The 18,925-nt window shown below is 66.4% G+C and carries 13 protein-coding genes; 8 read left to right on the top strand and 5 right to left on the bottom strand.

Annotated features, from left to right (window positions below; all coding sequences use genetic code 11):
• Window positions 1-3: 3 nt before the first annotated feature.
• The 5 genes from AC1DX2_RS14400 to AC1DX2_RS14380 all read right to left on the bottom strand — a co-directional run bounded on the left by AC1DX2_RS14400 (window position 4) and on the right by AC1DX2_RS14380 (window position 10,683).
• Window positions 4-1,542: a methyltransferase regulatory domain-containing protein gene (locus tag AC1DX2_RS14400; RefSeq protein WP_477197049.1), complete on the bottom strand. Its 1,539-nt coding sequence runs from the start codon at window positions 1,540-1,542 to the stop codon at window positions 4-6.
• Between the two features lie 203 nt (window positions 1,543-1,745).
• Window positions 1,746-5,525, bottom strand: a complete 3,780-nt coding sequence (locus AC1DX2_RS14395; RefSeq protein WP_477197048.1) for a beta strand repeat-containing protein — start codon at window positions 5,523-5,525, stop codon at window positions 1,746-1,748.
• A 261-nt stretch (window positions 5,526-5,786) separates the two neighbouring features.
• Window positions 5,787-7,214, bottom strand: coding sequence for a tetratricopeptide repeat protein (locus AC1DX2_RS14390; protein WP_477197047.1), 1,428 nt, complete (start codon window positions 7,212-7,214; stop codon window positions 5,787-5,789).
• Between the two features lie 112 nt (window positions 7,215-7,326).
• Window positions 7,327-9,294, bottom strand: a complete 1,968-nt coding sequence (locus AC1DX2_RS14385; protein WP_477197046.1) for a CHASE2 domain-containing protein — start codon at window positions 9,292-9,294, stop codon at window positions 7,327-7,329.
• Entirely contained in the window at window positions 9,295-10,683 is a 1,389-nt protein-coding gene (locus AC1DX2_RS14380; protein WP_477197045.1) for a FecR family protein, read from the bottom strand.
• Window positions 10,684-10,871: 188 nt separating this feature from the next.
• Here AC1DX2_RS14380 and AC1DX2_RS14375 point away from each other — a divergent pair, with 188 nt between their 5' ends.
• Genes AC1DX2_RS14375 through AC1DX2_RS14340 form a run of 8 tightly spaced genes read left to right on the top strand, consistent with a single transcriptional unit; the run spans window position 10,872 to window position 18,921 of the window.
• On the top strand, window positions 10,872-11,489 hold the full coding sequence (locus AC1DX2_RS14375; RefSeq protein ID WP_477197044.1) for a Crp/Fnr family transcriptional regulator: 618 nt from the start codon (window positions 10,872-10,874) through the stop codon (window positions 11,487-11,489).
• A gap of 27 nt (window positions 11,490-11,516) precedes the next feature.
• Window positions 11,517-12,308 (top strand): ABC transporter permease, encoded by a 792-nt coding sequence (locus AC1DX2_RS14370; protein WP_477197043.1) that lies wholly within the window; start codon window positions 11,517-11,519, stop codon window positions 12,306-12,308.
• Window positions 12,298-13,551, top strand: coding sequence for an ABC transporter ATP-binding protein (locus AC1DX2_RS14365; protein WP_477197042.1), 1,254 nt, complete (start codon window positions 12,298-12,300; stop codon window positions 13,549-13,551). Before AC1DX2_RS14370 ends, AC1DX2_RS14365 begins: the two co-directional genes overlap by 11 nt.
• 2 nt (window positions 13,552-13,553) lie before the next feature.
• Entirely contained in the window at window positions 13,554-14,594 is a 1,041-nt protein-coding gene (locus tag AC1DX2_RS14360) for a hypothetical protein (RefSeq protein ID WP_477197041.1), read from the top strand.
• 3 nt (window positions 14,595-14,597) lie between these two features.
• Window positions 14,598-16,055: a DUF2142 domain-containing protein gene (locus AC1DX2_RS14355; RefSeq protein ID WP_477197040.1), complete on the top strand. Its 1,458-nt coding sequence runs from the start codon at window positions 14,598-14,600 to the stop codon at window positions 16,053-16,055.
• A gap of 48 nt (window positions 16,056-16,103) precedes the next feature.
• Window positions 16,104-16,829, top strand: a complete 726-nt coding sequence (locus AC1DX2_RS14350) for a hypothetical protein (RefSeq protein WP_477197039.1) — start codon at window positions 16,104-16,106, stop codon at window positions 16,827-16,829.
• Window positions 16,822-17,820 carry an LpxL/LpxP family acyltransferase gene (locus AC1DX2_RS14345; RefSeq protein WP_477197038.1) on the top strand — a complete coding sequence of 333 codons (999 nt, stop codon included), beginning with the start codon at window positions 16,822-16,824 and terminating at the stop codon, window positions 17,818-17,820. The genes AC1DX2_RS14350 and AC1DX2_RS14345 overlap by 8 nt, the downstream gene beginning before the upstream one ends.
• A gap of 6 nt (window positions 17,821-17,826) precedes the next feature.
• Window positions 17,827-18,921, top strand: coding sequence for a glycosyltransferase (locus AC1DX2_RS14340; RefSeq protein WP_477197037.1), 1,095 nt, complete (start codon window positions 17,827-17,829; stop codon window positions 18,919-18,921).
• Window positions 18,922-18,925: the final 4 nt, after the last annotated feature.

Raw genomic sequence — 18,925 nt, 5'->3', positions numbered from 1 at the left:
GCTTCAGGCGGCGATGCCCAGCGTCTTGAGCAATGGCAGCTGGGTGGCGGCAAACTCCCGCGCCCGGCTGAGCATCTCGGCCAGGTTTTGCTCGTCAGTTTCCAGCGTCACACCGTCCTTGGTGATCTTGCCGCCCTGTGCCGCCGCCACTGACCAGGCGTACTGCGCCCATTCTTCCGGCGTTGACTTGCCCTGCTCAATGGCCAACAGGAACATCTGGCGAAAACGCGAGACGACGATGGCCCCACCGGTGACCGGGCTGGCCAGGCAACTGATGTCCTGGCTGCCCCGGGCCTGGTTGCAATAATACTGGTTCAACCTGCGGGTGCGGACGCTGGCTTTGGCCACGGTTTGCGCGTCTTGCGCCACCATCACCGCCCCCATGCCGCTCAAGAGCAACAAGGCTTGAACCACCTGGGCAAAGCTCAGGCCCTGGCGCGCCACTGTCGCCTCCACCTGACCCAGTGTGACCATGGGCTGCTGCGCCAGTGCGTCCAGGATGGGGCCGTACACGGCGTCCTGCAGTGTGGCCTCGCCCTGGTTGGTGACCACCTTCTTCGCCACTTCGCTGCGCGGCTGGATCAGCGTGAGCAACTGGCTGCGCAGCAACTCGCGCTGCTCCAGCGCGCTCAATGTGCGCGGCCCTTTCACCCAGTAGTCGCGCCGGAACTGCTGGTTCATCATGAAGTCGCGCACCGATTCACGGAAGGTGCTGTCGCCAATCTCCTGCAGCATCGCCCGTTGCTCCGGCTTCAGGTTGACGGCGTCCACGTGGTCCTGGTACAGCGCTGAACAGGCATAGCTGATCTTGGCCGGCGTCAGCCACTGCGACATGGTCGCAAAGTGCATGGGCTCCCAATCGCGGTTGAAATACTCGTGCGCCAGGTAGTTGCGGTTCTGGCCGCGCAGCTTCTCCAGCTTGGCAGCCACCATGGGGTTGGCCTGGGCGAACGCCGGGTTGGCCTTCATCAGGCGGTCGGCAAACGCCAGCGCCGCGTCAATGCGCGGCACGATGCCCTGCGCGCTGGCGCCCATCAGCTCGCTGTGCAGCGTCAGCAAATGGCGCATCGGCACCATGGCGGCCCAGCCGGGCTGCGTGTTGTAGCTGACATAGACCACACCCCCCACCTTGAGCTTGCGCCGGATGAAGTCCACGATGATGGCGCGGTTCTCATCGGACACCCAGCTCCAGATGCCGTGCAGGCCGATGAAGTCAAAGTCCGGCAGCTCGGCGCGGCTGCAAAACTCCGCAAAGGCCTGGTCATGCACATACGCCGGTGCGCCACTGGCCTGCGCCATGTCCTGGGCAATGGCGGCCTGTGAGGGGTTGAAGTCGGTGCCATGCCATTCCACCATGCTGGCGGCTGCATGCACATTGAGGCTGACGCCCTGGCCAAAACCCAGCTCGCAAGCCGTGCCCACCTCGGGAAAGACCAGGCCGGCGTTCAGGAATGCCAGCTTGATGCGCAGCGGGTTGAGCTCGTGGTAATACCCAAAGGTGTAGTCGATGTCGGCCACATAGCCGTCTGTCCAGTCTGCCATGCTTGAATCTCTGTGTGAATTGAACGCGCAAATTGTGCCCCATGCCGGCCCCCGGGCCATGGGTGAGTCCCCCAATGTACACGCTCAGAAGTAGAAAACCCCGCCTCTTTGCAGAGGCGGGGTTTTTTGAGCAATGCTCCCCGGACTGATCCGGGAACCAAGACCAGGCCGGTTATGCAACCAGCCTGTCTTGAAGCGTTCTATTACAGAACGACGTTGCCGTTGGCGATGGAGGCATTGGCGAACTGGGCAACAGTCTGACCGATGATCACGATCTGGATGTCGCCGACGCCGAAGTTGCCGTCACCGTTCACGTCAAAGTAAATTGCCGTGTCAGCAGCCGTCGGGCCTTGCTGAATGAACAACTGACCAGCGCTGTTCGGGCCAGCAGAACCGATGGTGCGGGACAGTTGCAGCACCGTCACATCGTTCGTGAAGTCCAGAATCGTGCCGCCGGCACCAGCGCCGTTTTGGTTGGTACCAAAGTCGGCAGTGGTGGCTTGGACGTTGATGATGGTCGTGCCAGTGGCCGTGGGGCCAGCCTTCAGGGTCAGAGCGCCCGTCGTGCTGTAAGCAGCCAGGTCCGTCACCGTGGCGTTGCCCGTGCCGAAGTCAATCGTCATGGCAGCAGCAGCCTTGTTCAGGTTGGTGATGGTGTCGTTGCCAGCCGTCAGCGTCAGCGTACGGGCGGTAGCGGCGGTCAGGCCGGTGGTCACCAGGCTCACACCACCACCGGTGATGCCAGACAGGTCGATGGTGGCGAAGTCGCCAGCCGTCGCGCTGACCAGGGTCAGTGCGTTGGCCGTCGAGGTGCCAGCAACCGTCAGGGTTTCCAGACCGGTCACACCAATTGCAGCTGCGCCAGCACCCGCCGTGGTCACACTCACAGCAGCGGTCAGGCCGCCCGTGATGTTCAGCACGTCGACACCGCCAGCAGCCGTGAACAGCGTGTTGAAGCCGTTGGCCACCGTGGTGTTCAGCGTGTCAATGCCAGCGTTGCCGGTGATGGTGCGGGTTGCGTCCGCAGCACCGCCGGTGGTGATGGTGTTGACGCCGTTGGCCAGCGTGTAGGTTTCCACACCGACGTTGGCAGCGATGGCGGTCGTCGTGAACGCGCCGGCGTTGGAGAACGTCAGGTTGTTCGCAGCAACAGCCGTGGCAGCCACCGTGGTAGCCGCAGCGTACTGAGCCAGCGTCATCGTGGCAGCGCCGGCCAGGTTGATGGTTTCCCAACCAGACACCGTGGCGGCAGAGATGTCGTCACCAGCAGCCAGGTTCAGCGTGTCGTTGCCGGCACCGCCGGTCAGCGTCATGGTGGTGAAAGCAGCACCGATCGTGGAGGTCACCGTGTCGTCACCAGCGCCACCGTCGATCGTGGAACCCGCACTGGCGGCAGCCACTGCAGTTACCACGTCAGCGCCGTCGCCCAGGGACACCGTGTAGCCAGCAACCAAACCAGCCGTGGTGGCGATGGTGTCGGCGTTGGCGCTACCGGTGATGGTCTTGAAGGTGGCACCAGGCAGGGCAGCCAGGCTGTTGGCGGTGGTACCCACCGTGGCCAGCGTCACGCCTTCGAAGTTGGTGAAGTTGGCGGTCACCGTCACGGCACCCGCGTCGGTCACCACCAGGGTGTCGGTGCCAGCGGCGCCGTCAACCGTGGCCGTGGCCAGGAACGAGATCTTCGAGCTGACGGTGTCGCCCAGGTCGGTCGTGGAACCGGTGGCGTTGGTGGCCAGCGTCTTGGAGACAGCGGCGTTGGTGCCGGTCACCGTGATGCCGGAGCCAGAGGCCGACAGGTTCAGGTCAGCAGCGGTCAGCGAGGTGACGCCGTTCAACTGGATGCGGAAGTCGCGGTTGTCCAGCGTACCGTCGCCGTTAGCGTCCACCCACAGGATGTTGGTGGAGCTGTCCAGCACGGCGCTGGTGGTGCCGCCAGCGGTCAAGGCACCTTGTGCCAGGCCGAAGCTGGAGCGCGCGCCCAGGTACTGGGTGGAACCGATGACACCCAGGCCAGCCAGGTTCAGCACGTCGCTGCCCGACGTGAAGTCGGTCACGATGTCCATCTTGTCGTTGGACTGGGTGGTGGTCGTGTAGGTCAGCACGTCAGCGCCGGTGCCCAGCGTGATGGTGTCAGCACCGTTGCCGGGCGTGAACTTGTCCGCGCCCTTGCCGCCGATGATGGTGGCGCCAGCGGTGGAGTAGGTCAGCGAGTTCAGCGTCAGGCCGCCAGCGGAAGCGGAGCCGTCAACCTTGGTCAGCGCGCCGGTGGCAGCAGCCGTCACCGTCAGGGCCACGCCGCTGTTGATGTTCAGCGTGGTGGCGGTGGTGTCGCTCAGGTTGGCGATCGTCAGCGCGCCAGAACCATTCAACGAGGAGTCAACCACGGTGTTCAGGTTCACGGTTTCGAAGCCGGTGGCAACAACGTTGGCCAGCGTGGAAGCCTTGCCGATGGTGTTCAGCTGCAGCGTGATGGCGTCAGCGGTACCGTCGGTCTTCAGCGTGGTGGTCAGGTCTTGAGCAGCCAGAGTGCCCACGTTCACGGTTTCCGTGATGCCGGTGGTGGCATTGGAAACGGTGGTGGCGCCGCCCAGGCCAGCGCTCAGGAACACGTTGGTCACGCCAGCGAAGTTGCTCATGTTCACCGTGCCGGAGGCAATGGTGGTGTCTTCCAGCGTTTCCACGCCAGACAGCGTGCCGGCGGGGGTGCCGGTAGCCACGGCATTGGTCAGCGCGATGGTGTCGGTGCCGGTGCCGCCGGTGAAGGCATCACCCTTGTCGAAGGTGGTGAAGCTCACGCGGTCGTTGCCGGAGCCGCCCGTCACTGCCACGGAGATGCTGGTGGCACCGTCGTTGGTCAGGTTCATGTTCAGCGCGCCGGTCAGCTTCGAAGCGTCAACCGTGTTGACGGCTGCCGTGTTGAAGAAGTTGGCTGCGCCCAGCGTCAGGTTCTGGTCGCCGCTGATGGTCATGGTCTTCAGGAAACCAGCAGAACCCAGTTCGGCCAGAACGGAAGCGCCACCCGAGGTGGTGACAACCAGGTTCTCAATGCCGTTGGCCGTCACGGTACCGATGGAGCCGCCAGCGATGGTCTTGTTGTTGCTCAGGGCAATGCTCATCGAGTCGTTGGTGCCTGCAACGGCGCCCGACTGGTAGATGAACTGGGTGTTGCCGCCAGACACGTTCTGCAGCTTGGTGGCCATGACGTTGGCGGCACCGTTGAAGATCACGTCGGTGGAGCTGTTGTCGTTGACCAGGGAGGTCGTGCCGACCATGCCGGTGACGTCGAAAGTCGTGCCGCCGACGGCGTCAGAGGTCACCAGGGCGGTGGCGATGCCGGTGGTGCTGAAACCAGCCTTGTTGACTGCAACGGCGCCGGAAGAAGCAAACTTCAGCGTGTCGCTGCCGCCGCCGCCAGCCAGCGTGTCGCCGGAGCCCAGGGTGGCTTCGGTGCCGACGAAGATGTCGTCAGCAGAGGTGCCGGTGGGGGCGTCCACGGAAGCGGTCAGCACGAAGGTCTTGCCGACGACAGGAACCGGAACGGGGTTGGCGGGCGACGACACCGTGCTGGTGGGGTCGTTGGAATAGTTGTAGCCGTTCAGCACTGCGGTGTTGAACTTGGAAGCGGCTGCACCGAAGGTGACGTCGCCTTCCTTCTGGCTCAGGATCGTGGCCAGTTGGTACACCACCACGCCACGGTTGGCGGGGTTGGCGGCCAGCAGGGCGGTCACAGCGGCGTTCAGATCAGCGGTGTTGGAGGGGTCAGTGCCCAACAGGTTGGTCAGGACGGTGGTGGCCAGGGAGGCGTTGGTTGCGCCAGCGAAGTTGGCGTTGGTGATTTGGTTGGCGTAAGCCACCAGGTTGGCGTTGTTGGCGCCGACGACACCCAGTTGGTTGTTGAAAACCGCATTGCTGGGCACCAGACCGAACAAAGCGATGTTCAGATCCAGAACCGTTGCTGCGCTGCCGAAAATTTGAGCTGCCATTTTTACTTCCTGTAAAAAAGAATTGAGAACACTGAAACCAGTTATGAATTAGTACCCGACAGCTTGCAGACTTTTCCAAGATTGCAAGCAACCGGGCCCACCCGTTACAAGTTTGCCGGGGGATTATTGCACAGGTTGTACTGGGTACAAACCCCTTGCAGAAGGCCCCTTTTGCCAACTTAGCACCGACTATACGTTTGGGGGGTGCCACATACAAGTGATGCGGATCACACGTTTTTGCGATTTCCGGGGCTGGATGAATTACCAGGCGGCGCGCAGCGCCGCGTAGCTGCCCCATCCCTGCTGCCTGAATAACTCCAGGCTGCTGCGCTGGGACACCCATTCCGCCCCAAAAGCCCATTGGGCGGACTTGGTCACGGGATATTGGTATTCCAGGCGGGCGGCTGCGCGATTGGTTGTACGTAAGCGCCCACTGTCTATTAAATCGCTATAGGATCTGGAATCCTTGAAGTAGCCGAAATCGATATCCGCCAACACATTGCCCCTCAGCAGCGCGGTTGGCAGCGCTGATGACGGCGGCAGCGCATCCGCCACGGCCATATAGGCCGCCAGGCGCAGGTTGGTCTGCGTCTGGTCACCGCCCGGCCGCAGGGCGTCCTTGGCCATGTCGCGACCGGCCTTCAAACCAGCCAGCCAGATCAGCCCCCCAGGCTCCGAGCAGGACCAGGTGGCCGCAAAACCGGTGTAGCGTCCAGACAACAGTTGGTTGTTCAGGTAGCCACGGTCCTGGAATTCCAGGCCACCGCGCGCCGTGCAACTGGCGCTCTTGTTGGCAGAGCCGCCGTTGCCGTTGGCACCGCCATTGAACAGTGCGCCACCCCAGTTGCGCCCCCAGCCGGCAGCCAGGCCCAGCGCGCTGTAGCGCGTACCGGCCTGGGCCGTGAGCTCGGACACATTCACGCCCCAGTAAGCGCCCTGAGTGCCGACCGGCTGGCGCGCGGCAGCGGCCTGGCCGCCGTCCGCAATAGGGGTGTAGTGGCTGCGCTCCATGGCCAGATCCACCTGGGTGGAGCCTGCCGCGCCGCTCACCGGGCTGTAGCGGCTGCGCAGGCTGGCCAGCAGGTCCCAGCGCACCCCATCGGCATCCTGCCTGCGCACGTCCAATTGGGCATCCGCACGCACATAGCCCCCGGGCTTGGACAAATAACTCTCGTCCAGCGGGAACACCTGGCTCTGTCCGCCGGAAGTCAGTGTCAGGCTGCTCAGATTGGGGGAGCCCAGCAGGTTACTGTCGAAACCCAGGCGCACGCCCAGCGTCAGACGGCTTTGCCAGTCAGCCGGCGCGTAGCGGGTGTCCAGCGTCGCCTTTTGCCGCGCCACCGCCTGGCGCAGCGAGACGGGCAAGCCCGGCCTGGCCAGCACCGCGTCCAGCATGGCCTCGGCCGATGCCAGATCGCCACTGCCGGCCTGCGCGATGGCGTAGTTCAGCTGCGTGTTCAGGCTGGAGGGGTCCAGCATCAGCGCCATTTCCAGGTACCCCAGCGCGTCCGCATAGCGCAACTGCTGGTTCAGCAGCCCGCCCAGGGCGGTCAGCAAGCCTGGATCCTTGCTGCAGGTGGACAAGGCGGCCTGCAGGCGCTCCAACGGGTTGCTGGACTTTTCGATGTCCGCCCGCAAGGCGTCACAGGCCGTGGCGGACTGGGCACCGGCGGAAGAGTCAGCTGTCAATTGGGCCATTGCCGGCACGGCGCCCAGACTGCCCGCCAGCAGCACCCCCAGCCAAGCCAGCCTGTGAAACCCGGCCGGGCCGCCAACGCGCAGGGAAGGGAGAGTGTCGTCGTCAGTAAATGCGTGGCGCGGAGACAAGGGGGTAGGCATAAATATGGTGCGGAACCCTCATGCCATCCAACAAGAAGGTGCCCATGGATTCCAATCCGGCACCTCCTACTTGAGCGGCCAGGCCCTCCCCCACGAGAATGGGATGGGCGAGTTCGGCGGTCATGTCAACAAGACGACTGGCAATGGTAACCGTTCGCCCCATCACCATATGGGTGCGGCGGCTGGCCAGACCAAAGGAGCCGGTCATCGCCGTGCCGGTCTCCACACCTATACCCAACGACAAGGGTTCCAGCCCGGCTGGCGCCGGATCGGGCAGCACGCCGTCCATGGCGGTCTGCAAATTGATGGCGGCCTGCAAGGCGCGCTGCGAGTAGTTGGCCGCCGACTGCGGCGCATCGGGCGTGGGCTCGCCATTCCAGACGGCAATGATGGCGTCGCCCTGGAAGGCCTCGATGACCCCGCCCTGGGCCTCCACCACCTTGGAGGCGGTGGAAAAGAAGGCGTGCAGCACCGCGGCGGCCTCTTCCGGCGGGCGGGCTTCGCAGTAGGCGGAGAAATTGCGGATGTCGGCAAACATCACCGACACCTGCTTGGTGTGCGCCTTGATGGCGCTGGAAGGCGGCTGCAAGGCCAATGCCGCCGCCACCGGTGCCGGCAAATAGCTGGACAGGTGGGTGTATAGCCGGTCGCGGTCCCAGCGGCTCCTGGCGTGCTCCAGCGCGCCCATGGACGAGCCCGCCGCCAGCAGGAACAGCGCCGGCTCCAGCCAGCCGATCCAGACCGCGCCGCGCACCAGCAGCGCCGCATGCGCCAGCCACAGCAGCAGGCCATAGCCCGTCGCCGCCATGGGCAGCAGGTAGAGCGGGAAATGCCGCCTGCCGACCGGCCTGGGCCAGGCCAGCACCAGCAGCAGCGCAGCGCCCAGGAGCGTGACCACCAGCTGAATATAAGGCGCACCCTGCGGTGTGTAAGGCGTGCGCCCATCCATCAGCGCGGTGATGATCTCGGCGTGGGCCTGCAAACCTGAGGCGACGCCATGGTAGGGGGTGGAAATGGAGTCGTTCAGGCCAAAGGCCGAACTGCCCACCAACACCCAGGCCTTGTTCAGCAGGCCCGGCGGCACTTTGCCAGCCAGCACGTCGGAGGCCGACACACTGATGAAGCTGTCCGGGTCCAGCAACCAGGACACCCGCAAGTCGCCCTTGCTGTCCAGCGGCACGTAGCCGGGCGGCAGGTAGGGGGCGGTCAGCCGCCAGGGGGCGTCCAGCCAACCGGTGCCACGCTCCAGCGTGATGGCCCGCTCATTGGCCCCGCGCATCATCGCGGTCAGGCCCAAGGCGGGGTAGGATTTGTTCTGGTTGCAGATGACAACAGGCTGGTGCCGCACGAAGCCGTCGGCCGCCACGCGCGGCGTGATGTGGCCCACAGCGGGTGGCACCCGGCCGCCCTGGGTGTCCATCAACGCCGCAAAACTGCCCAGGTAACCATCGGACTCGCCAAACGGCGACGGGCAGGTGTTCCAGTCCAGGGCGCCGCCCAGCTTGCCGTCCTTGGCCTGGGAACCCTGCTCGAGCGCAAAGATCTGCGCCAGCACCGGGCGGTGCTGGTCTACCGCGCGCAGCAGCGCGGCGTCATCCGGCTGTGGGTCACCGAAGCGGACGTCGTAGATTTGCTGGCTGGCGCCGGCCGCGGCGATCTGGTCCATCAGCCGGGCCTGCGTGGCGCGCGGCCAGGGCCAGGAGCCGACTTCGCGCTGGCTGCGCTCGTCGATATCGACCAGGATCAGCCGGTGTTCGTCTTTCTTTTCAGCCCCCAGGCGCCAGGCAAAGTCGCCGGCGCGCTCCTCCAGCTGGCTCAGCACACCGCCCAGGCTGAAGTGCAGGACGGCCCAGATGAGCAAGGCCAGCAGCAGGCCCGCGCCCGCGACCCCCTGCCCCTTGAGCCGCTGCAACAAGCCGGCTGGCGTCAATCAACGACCCCAGAGCGTGTAGCCGTTCAAGGTTCCTTGAGAAACCTGCTTGGAAAACAGGTAACCGGCTTCCTTGCCATCGGTGCTCAAGGCGCCGGTGAGCGTGGTGTAGCCCGTGGCGCCATAAACCCCGCTGGAGCCGGAGAACAGGCTTTGCGCGCTGTTGACCCCACCATTTACCGACACCACATCGGTGCCCAGGGAGGCACTGCTGATGTTCAGCTGGGTGCTGAAGCTGGACTTGGCGAAGTCCACATTCAGCGTGCCGCTGTTGATGTTGGCCGCCTCGTACTTGACCTGGTTGGGTATGTACAGCGAGGCCACACCCGACGCCAAGCGGAAATTGGCCGAGGTTTCAGCGGTCTGCAAGGCACCCGTCTGGCCGGCCGGCAGTTGGCGGGCCAGCGCGTAGGCACCGTCGGTCACCTCGGTGATCTGCCGCCCATTGGCCGCAGCCTGCTGAAAACTCTTGCTGAAATTGTCACCTTCCAGTGCATTGGGAGACAAAGGAGTGCGCGCCCATGCCAGCTGGTTCACTTCCGGCGGCTTGATCACCGGGGGTGTCGTCGGCGTCAACGTGGTGGTGGTGCTGGCCACCGTGGCGCCGCGCGTCTCGCTCAGCGCCGACTTGTCGGCGGAAAAATCGGCACGGCCGGCATCCGTGGCCAGACCGCGCTCGGACTTCATGGCCACCTCCACCGCCGGGCGGTAGTTGGCGCTCAGCAGGTCCACCGCCGGCACCAGGCGCGGGCTGGTCTGCAGACGGCTGATTTCCAGCATCTGCCCCTTCATCTCGGCCGACAGCAGCTTTTCGTCACCGGTGCGGCACACCCCCAGGCTGGCCTGGCAGGCCTCGGTCAGCGCCGACATCACCACCGCGCCAGACAACACCGTGGCATAGGTCTTGTCGTCCTGCGCCTTGACGACGAAATCGGTGCCCTTGATGCCAATGGCGGCCACCGGCGTGTTCAGGCGAAAGCGATCGCGCGCCGCCTCGCCCCACTTGCCGGTGACGGAACGCACCACGCCCTCTTCCAGGCGGAACTTGATGGCGGTCTGCTCGTAGTTCTCAACCATCAGGCGGCTCAAAGGCCGCACGGTGACCAGCTGGCCGTCGACAAAACGCAGCATCACATTGCCGTTGACCTCGGTTTCCACACGGTCGCCCACGCGCACCTGCATGCCGTCCTTGACCGGCGTGCTGGAGCCGTCCAGCGCCACCAGCTTGCCCACGCCAATGCTCATGGTCACCTGGCCGATGATGGCGGACGCATCGCGCGCGAAAGCGGCGGACGGCATCAGGCCTGCCCCAGCCACCAGGCAGGCACCCATGGCCACGAGCGACAACAGTCGCTGCGCTCCGGGCACTTTGGTACGGACGGATTTCATGCTGACACCTCTCTCATTTGACGCAGTTTCTCATGCCCGGCGCAATATTTCTGTGCTGCCAATCACAAGTTTGGCGCCCGGGTGGGGCGATAAACTCGGGGCGAATGCCTGTCTCGCTCCAACTGCTCTCCCAATTCCCGCTTTTACACCCGCTGGCGCGGGAAGCGTTGGAACCGCTTTCCGCGCAAATGACCCTGAAGTCGTTTGCCCGGCGGGCCATGGTGATGTCGAAGGACAACCCCACGCAAGAACTGGGATTTTTGGTTGACGGACGCCTGCAAGGTGTTGATTTTACGGTGGATGGGCGCAGCGTGGGCTTGTATTTCGTAGACCCCGGCGACTACTTCGGGGAACTCTCGGTGGTGGACGGCAAGCCCCCTTCCGAGTTCGTGGTGGCGGCAGCCAAATCCACCGTGGCTTTCCTGGAAGCCAACGCCGCCCGTGAGCTGATTTCCGGCAACCCCGAGCTGGCCCGCGCCGTGATGGCCCGGCTGGCGCACCGGGTACGCTTGGTGATCGCCCAGCGCACGCTGCTGGGCCTGGCCAACCCGTTCCAGCGGCTGTGTGTGCTGCTCCTACAATTGTCACAAAACGAGACCCCCGGTGCAGAGCCCGCGGTGGACCAGGTGCCCACGCACCAGGAGCTCGCCATCATGATCAATGCCAGCCGCGAAACGGTGACCCGCTCGTTCCACCTTCTGTTCCTCAACAAGATCCTCGTGCGCGAGGGCAACACGCTGACGCTGGTGCGCCCCGATTACCTCAAAGACATCGCCGAAGGCCGGGTCGACCCGCCCAAAGCCTGACCCCAACCTGTGCAGACCGTGCGCGCCTTGCTCGCTTACCTTTTTCCCTGGCATCACGCGGCCCTGATCCGGCAGTTTGCCGTGCGCGAGTTCGACACGCGCTACCGCCAGTCGCTGCTGGGCAGCCTGTGGGCGGTGCTGACGCCGCTGCTGATGCTGGGCGTGTACACCTTTGTGTTCCGCAGCATCTTCAAGATGCGCTGGTCCGTCGGGGCGGACAGCAACCTGGGCTTCGCCTTGCGCGTGTACGCCGGCCTGGCCGTGTTCAACTTCTTCGCCGAATGCGTGAACCGCGCGCCGCGCCTGGTGCTGGACCAGCCGCACCTGGTCAAAAAAGTGGTGTTCCCGCTGGAGGTGCTGCCCTGGGTCAGCGCCGCCTCCGCCTTCGTCAACCTGGGCATCGCGCTGGTCTTGCTGCTGCTGTTTGGCCTGCTGGACGGCGGCCTGCACGCCACCGCGCTGGCCTTGCCGCTGGTGTGGCTGCCGCTGCTGCCGCTGTGCCTGGGCCTGGGCTGGCTGCTGGCCGCAGTGGGCACCTACGTCAAGGACGTGGGCCAGGTGCTGGGCCTGCTGGTCAGCCTGCTGATGTTCCTCAGCCCCATCTTCTTCCCGGTGGAGGCTTTGCCCGCCGCCGTTCAGCCGTGGCTGGCGCTCAACCCGCTGGCACTGCCCATCACCCAGACCCGCCAGGTGCTGCTGGACGGCCTGTGGCCCCATTGGGGCGCCTGGAGCCTGCAGCTGCTGGCCAGCTGCGCCATCGCCTGGGTGGGCGCCGCCTTCTTCAAAGCCGCACGCGGCGGGTTTGCCGATGTCGTCTGAAACCACGGCCGTCATCCACGCCCTGGGCCTGGGCAAGTGCTACCAGTTGTACGAGCGGCCAGCCGACCGGCTGAAGCAATTGCTGTGGGGGCGCTGGCGCGCCGACCACCCGTATTTCCGCGAATTCTGGGCCCTGCAGGATGTCAGCTTCGCCATCGCGCCGGGCGAGGTGGTGGGCGTGGTGGGGCGCAACGGCGCTGGCAAGTCCACACTGTTGCAGATGGTCTGCGGCACCCTGCAGGCCAGCGTCGGCGAGCTGGCGGTGCGCGGCCGCGTGGCGGCGCTGCTGGAGCTGGGGGCCGGCTTCAGCCCGGACTTCACCGGCATCGAGAACATCTACATGAACGCCGCCATCCTGGGCCTGAGCCGCGCGCAGGTGGATGAGCGGCTGGACGACATCCTGGCCTTTGCCGACATTGGCGACTTCGTGCGCCAGCCGGTCAAGACCTATTCCAGCGGCATGTTCATGCGCCTGGCCTTTGCTGTGGCCACCAGCGTGGAGCCCGACATCCTGGTCATCGACGAAGCGCTGTCGGTGGGCGATGGCGCCTTCGCCCGCAAGTCCTTCGACCGCATCATGCGGCTGAAGGATGCCGGCAAGACCATCCTGTTCTGCTCGCACTCCATGTACCAGGTGGAGGCGCTGTGCTCGCGCGCGCTGTGGATGGAGGGTGGCCGGCTACGCCTGCTGGGCAGCGCCGCCGAGGTCACCAGCGCCTACAGCGCCAGCCTGAACGCCAGCATCAGCGTTGCGGCGTCCGCCAAGCCAGTAGCCGAGGTAGAGACCGATATCACGCCAGCACCGGCCGCCGTCAGCGCCGCCCCCGGCACGGGCCGCATCGTGCACGTGCTGGCCCAGGCCGATGGGCAGCAGGGCAACGAGCTGCAGGTGGAGTCCAACCGCAGCGATGTCAGCCTGACCATCCACTTCGCGGTGGACCCCTCGCTGCCCACACCCAGCCTGGCGCTGGGCATTTCCGACAGCGCCAACCTGACTGTGGCCAGCACCTCGTCGCTGAACGACCACGTGCACCTGCGCATGGACGCACAAGGCCAGGGCAGCGCCACCGTGGTGTTCCCCAGGATCCCGCTGCTCAAGGGGCGCTACAGCATCACCTGTTTCCTGCTCAGCGAAGACGGCGTGCACATCTACGAGCAGGTCGAACGCTGCGTGATGCTGAACGTGCGCCAGCAGGGGCTGGAACAAGGCCTGGTCAGCCTGCCGCACAACTGGCTGCCGTGAGCATGGCAGAGGCACAAGCGCTGCAGATCGGCGAGCACCGGTTCACGCTGCGCGACCTGACAACCCAGGACGGCGAGCCATTGCAAGCCTTGCACCGGCTGGTGTTCGGCCCCGAGGCCGACGCCGCCTGGGCGGCCTGGAAGTACGGCCAGGCCGCCGGCCAGGGCCATGGCCTGGGCTGCGGCGTCTGGCATGGCGACGACTTGATCGCCCACTGCGGCGGCCTGCCGCGCACGCTGTGGCGCACCGGCCAGCCGGTGATGGGCATACAGATAGGCGACGTCATGGTGGCACCACAGTGGCGCGGCCTGTTGACGCGGCGCGGCCCGTTCTTCCATGCGTCGCAAGCCTTCTACCAGCGCCAGGTGGGCGCACAGCAGACGCACCAGATCGCCTATGGGTTTCCCAGCGAACGCCACCTGCGCCTGGCGGTGACGCTGAAGCTGCTGTGGGACGGCGGCCCCATCCATGCACTGACCTGGCACACCACGCCGGCCACCGCGCCGCAGCACCCCACCACGTGGCCTGGGCGCTGGCGCGAGCTGGACCCCGCGCAAAACGGCTTCGACGACACCGTCACCCGCGCCTGGGCCGCCATGCAAGCCGGCAGCCGTGACCTGACGCTGGGCCAACGCGACGCCGCTTACCTGCGCTGGCGCTATGCGCTGCGGCCGCCTGCGATCCCCGCGCAAGCTGCGCCACGCTACCGTTTCTTTGCCCTGCAGTCGGGCTGGCCGTGGCACGCGGGCGGCGTGGCCGTGCTCAGCCTGCAAGGCGCCCAGGCGCAATGGCTGGACTGGGTGGGCCCGCCGCAACAGCTGGCGCTGGCGGCCAAGGCCTGCCGCTGGCAGGCGGCCCAGGCCGGCGCAGGCAGTATGCACCTGTGGGCCAGCCCGCTGGTGGCGCAGCACCTGCAAGCCACCGGCGTGGACACCAGCAGCATCACCGCCTGGCTGGGCATCCCCCAGGCCTCGGTCATCGCGCCGCCGGACTTCCCGGCCATGCACTGGTGGCTGATGGGTGGCGACACCGACTTTCTCTGAACCATGCGCATCCGCAGCACGACAACCAAAACGCCGACGACCGGCCGGGGCAACCCGCTGCTGTGGCTCGCGGCCTACCTGCTGGCCGCGGCGTACGCGTGGCTGATTCCGCCCATGCAGTCGCCCGACGAGACGGCCCACATCACCCGCGCCTACCTGATTTCCACCGGCCAGTGGCAGCTGGCCGAGCCGGCGCCGGAGATACGCGCGCTGGCAGCGCGTTACCCTGGCATTCCCGAAGTGCCCGGCTTCATCGACCGCATGCTGCAGCACGGCGGTCGCACCGGCGGCCCCATCGATATGGCCTTGCTGGACTACATGGATGCCTACCGGGCCTGGCCGGGCAAGCCCTTCAAAGCCCTGCCCGCTGAACAAGGCGCGCAGCTGGCCGCCCTGCGCTGGCGCGGCACCCCGATCTACTACGTGGCACCCAACACCACCTACTACTTCCCCCTGGTCTACGTGCCGCAGGCCGCGGGGCTGTGGCTGGGCCGAACGCTGGACCTGACGGTGGACCACAGCTACCGCCTGGCCCGCGTGCTGACGCTGCTGTGCTGCACCGCGCTGTTGTGGCTGGCCTTTGGCCTGCTGCGGCCCAACCCCTGGGTGACCGCCGTGCTGCTGCTGCCCATGACGGTGTTCCAGCTGCTGTCGCCCACCATAGACGGGCTGACCTCCAGCCTGGCGGTGTATGGCATCAGCCTGTTCATCCACCTGGCGCGGCGTGAAACACCACCGGGCAAAGGACTGTCGCTGGCACTGGCGGCCAGCGTGCTGCTGCTGGCCACCACCCGCACGCACCTGGTGGTGCTGCTGGCTTTCCCGCTGTGGCTGGCCTGGCGCCACCGCTCCCTGTTGAACCTGGTCCTGGGTGGCTTCGCGGGCATCGCTGCGCTGGCCTGGACGCTGTTCGCCATGCACGGCGCCAACGACGTGCTGGTGCCGCGCAGCCTGGATGCGCCGCAGTTGCTGCGCCACTACGCCGCCCAGCCGCTGGCCTTCTTGCAGGTGCTGTGGGCCACGCTGAGCGATGCGCCGACCATGCTGTTCTACCGCAACTCCTTCATCGGCATCCTGGGTGCGTTGGACACGCCCTTGCCAGGCGCCGCCTACCCGTGGCTGGGCGCGGGCTTGCTGGTGTGTGCGGTGGCATCCGTGCGCTGGCCGGTCTCACGCCAGGACGCCGAGTTGCGCATCCTGTTGCTGGCGCTGGGCCTGGCGTCGTGCGTGCTGATCTTCCTGGCGCTGCTGCTGGCCTGGACGCCCCACCCCGCGCAACTGGTGCTGGGCGTGCAAGGCCGCTACTTCATCGTGCCGGCGCTGTTGCTGGGCTATGCGTTCAGCGGCCAATCTGATCACCTGCCGCGCTGGCGTCAGGTGGTGGACTTGGTGCTGTTGGCCGTGTTCGCACTGGCCGCGCTGACCGCGCTCTCCCAGGCTCTGCTCACTCGCTATCATTGAACCCCCCACTGCCCGGCGCCAGCGTGCCAGGCGGCGCCCTTACTGCCCGTGCAAGACCCTCACCTGAACCTCAGCTTCGTCACCTGCGTCAGCGACACCGAGGTGCTGCGCCAGCGCCTGTTGGCCTCGCCCTGCCTGCAAGCCGGCGGCTACCCGTTGCTGGCGCTGCACAACGCCCGCTCGGCCGCCGACGCCTTCAACACCGCCATCAGCGCCGCGCCGGCCGACAGCTGGCTGGTCTGGGTGCACCAGGATGTGTTCTTGCCGGCGGGTTGGGAACACAGCTTCGCGGCCAGTCTGCAGCAGGCGCAAGCCCTGTTTCCCCAGCTCGCCGTTGCCGGCGTCTACGGCCTGAGCGGCCACGCCGACCAGGCACGCCGGGCCGGCCACGTGCTGGACCGCGGCACGCTGCTGCGCGAGCCCGCTGCCCTGCCCTGCCGCGCCGACAGCCTGGACGAGCTGCTGTTTGCCGTGCGCGCCGACAGCGGCCTGACGCTGGACCCGGCGCTGGGCTTCGACTTCTACGCCACCGACCTGGTGCTGCAGGCCCAGGCCCATGGGCTGGCGTGTGCGGTAGTGGATGCCTACTGCGAGCACTGGTCCGGCACCGCGCAACTGCCGCAGCACGTGGCCGCCGCCACGCGCGCGCGCATTGCCGCCAGCGGCGAGGTGTTTGAGCGCAAGTGGGCACACAAACTGCCACTGACCACGCCATGCTTTGACATACGTGCCAGCGGCGACGTGGCCCGCTTCCTGGCGCAGGTGTATGGCTGAGCGTTTGTCGGACCGCTGGCGCGCACGCTGGTGGCGGCTGCTGTGGAAAGCGCAAGGCCCCGAGCACCGCCGCCTGCTGCCCTGGCTGGCGCGCCTGCCACTGCCGCTGGCCTTTGCGCTGGCCGGCCTGCGCGACCGCCTGAACAGCCTGCTGCGGCGCGACTGGCGCTCCATGGCACTGGGCAATCCGCATGTGGCCCGGCAAAGCCGCCTGGCCCTGCAGATGATGGCGCCGCAGGCCACGCCGGGGCAGCTGGACCAATGGGTGCGCGGGCGCTTCCAGACCGAAAGCCGTTGTGACTTCGAGGCCTACCTGGTCAACCAGCGCCGCGTGGCCGAGATGCACTGCACGGTGGCGCAGCCCGACACGCTGGCCCAATTGCGCCAGGGCAATGGCAAGGGGCTGCTGCTGCTGATTCCGCACTTCGACAGCTTCCACCTGGGCACGGCCTTTCTGGGCCAGGCCATGGCGGGCAGCCAGCGGCCCATACACTGCATGTCGTCTGCCGTGTTCGAAGACCCGCGCGTGCACAAGGCAGCGCAGGACTACATCAACGGCAAATACCAGCTGATCGCCCCCTACCTGAACGGCGGCACCGTGATGCACCTGGAAAACGGCCTGCGCCCCTTCTACCGCGCGCTGGACCAGGGCGACATCCTGCTGGTGCTGGCGGACTCGCCCCCGCTGCCCAACGGCGTGACCATGGACGTGCGCTTCCTGCACGCCCGGCGCCTGCTGGCCGGCGGCGCCATCAAGATGGCACGCCGCTACAACAGCGACATAGCCGGCTTTGTCTGCCTGCGTACCGGCACGGGTGAATACCGGCTGGAGTTCTCACGCATCCTGCCGGTCAACGATGACGGCGCGGTGGACGAGGTGTATGACTTTCTGTCGCAGAGAATCATGGACCACCCCGAGCGCTGGTGCGCGGCCGACCTGTTGACGCAAATGCCGCTGGCGCCGGCAGACGCCGCACCACCCGCAGCCTGACTGCCCATGGCCGCGATCGACATCGTCATCGTCAACTACCGGGGCGCCGCCGACACGCTGCAGGCCCTGCAACGCCTGGCACCCTGGCGGCACGGCACGGTCTGGCTGGTGGACAACAGTGCCCATGAGGCGGACTACGCCGCCGAAGCTGAGCAATTGCGCAGCGCCTGCGCCAGCCAACCGGGGGTGCAACTGCTGACGCCAGGCGACAACCTGGGTTTCGGCCAGGCCTGCAACCTGGCGTTCGCGCGCTCCAGCGCGCCACAGCTGCTGCTGCTGAACCCCGACGCCCGCATCGCCGAGGCCGACATCCTGGCCATGGCAGCGCAGATGGACGCGCAGGCCGACCTGGCGGCGCTGTCCCCCTGCATCTACTGGAACGAAGCGCGCAGCTTCCTGCTGCCCAGCGCCTTTGCGCAGACACCGGCAGCCAGCCTGTGGCAGGCGCTGGCCACCCGGGCGCCCGCGCTCAGCCGTTGGGCCGCGCAGCGTTACCTGCGGCGCATGAAGCGGCTGATGCAGGGCCAGCGCTTGTTCGACGTCGACTTTGTCGCCGGCTCGGTGCTGCTGGTGCGGCGCGCCCAGGTGCTGGCCGCCGGCGGCCTGTTCGACCCCGGTTACTTCATGTTCTTCGAGGATGCCGACCTGTCGCTGCGGCTGCGCCGCGCCGGCTTTCGGCTGGCGGTGCTGCCCACGGCGCATGCCGTGCATGAGTACCGCCACAAGGCCTTCAAGGCCGGCCTGATGGCTGACAGCCAGGCGCTGTATTTTGACAAGCAGTACCCGTTGTTCAACCGCTTGTCTGACCGGCTGCGGCGGGTCCACGCGCTGGCGCGCACCATCGACCTGGCACGCTGGTACACCACGCTGCCCGGCACCGTGCCCGATGCGCTGGCGTTCAGCGCGCTGACCGGCAACGCCGGCGTGGTCGCCTTCAGCCCCTCACAACTGATGATGCCGGCCATCTTCCGCCCCGACGCCCTGGACGGCCAGCCGTTCAGCCAGGCCGAGTGGGACTTGCTGGAGCCCGGCCCCTATGTCGCGCTGCTGCGCTCGCCGCAGGCGCCGCATGCGCTGGCGTGGACGGCGTTCACCCGCTGAGCCG

It is taken from the genome of Hylemonella sp. P2_B10 (assembly GCF_056404875.1).
Note: the sequence above shows the minus strand (reverse complement) of the source record. Positions and strands in the feature narration are given on the sequence as shown.

Bases quoted from the DNA above. Each gene is read 5' to 3' on its own strand.
- AC1DX2_RS14400 (WP_477197049.1), bottom strand. From the start codon at position 1,542: ATGGCAGACTGGACAGACGGCTATGTGGCCGACATCGACTACACCTTT.
- AC1DX2_RS14395 (WP_477197048.1), bottom strand. From the start codon at position 5,525: ATGGCAGCTCAAATTTTCGGCAGCGCAGCAACGGTTCTGGATCTGAAC.
- AC1DX2_RS14380 (WP_477197045.1), bottom strand. From the start codon at position 10,683: ATGAAATCCGTCCGTACCAAAGTGCCCGGAGCGCAGCGACTGTTGTCG.
- AC1DX2_RS14375 (WP_477197044.1), top strand. From the start codon at position 10,872: ATGACCCTGAAGTCGTTTGCCCGGCGGGCCATGGTGATGTCGAAGGAC.
- AC1DX2_RS14365 (WP_477197042.1), top strand. From the start codon at position 12,298: ATGTCGTCTGAAACCACGGCCGTCATCCACGCCCTGGGCCTGGGCAAG.
- AC1DX2_RS14360 (WP_477197041.1), top strand. From the start codon at position 13,554: ATGGCAGAGGCACAAGCGCTGCAGATCGGCGAGCACCGGTTCACGCTG.
- AC1DX2_RS14355 (WP_477197040.1), top strand. From the start codon at position 14,598: ATGCGCATCCGCAGCACGACAACCAAAACGCCGACGACCGGCCGGGGC.
- AC1DX2_RS14345 (WP_477197038.1), top strand. From the start codon at position 16,822: ATGGCTGAGCGTTTGTCGGACCGCTGGCGCGCACGCTGGTGGCGGCTG.
- AC1DX2_RS14340 (WP_477197037.1), top strand. From the start codon at position 17,827: ATGGCCGCGATCGACATCGTCATCGTCAACTACCGGGGCGCCGCCGAC.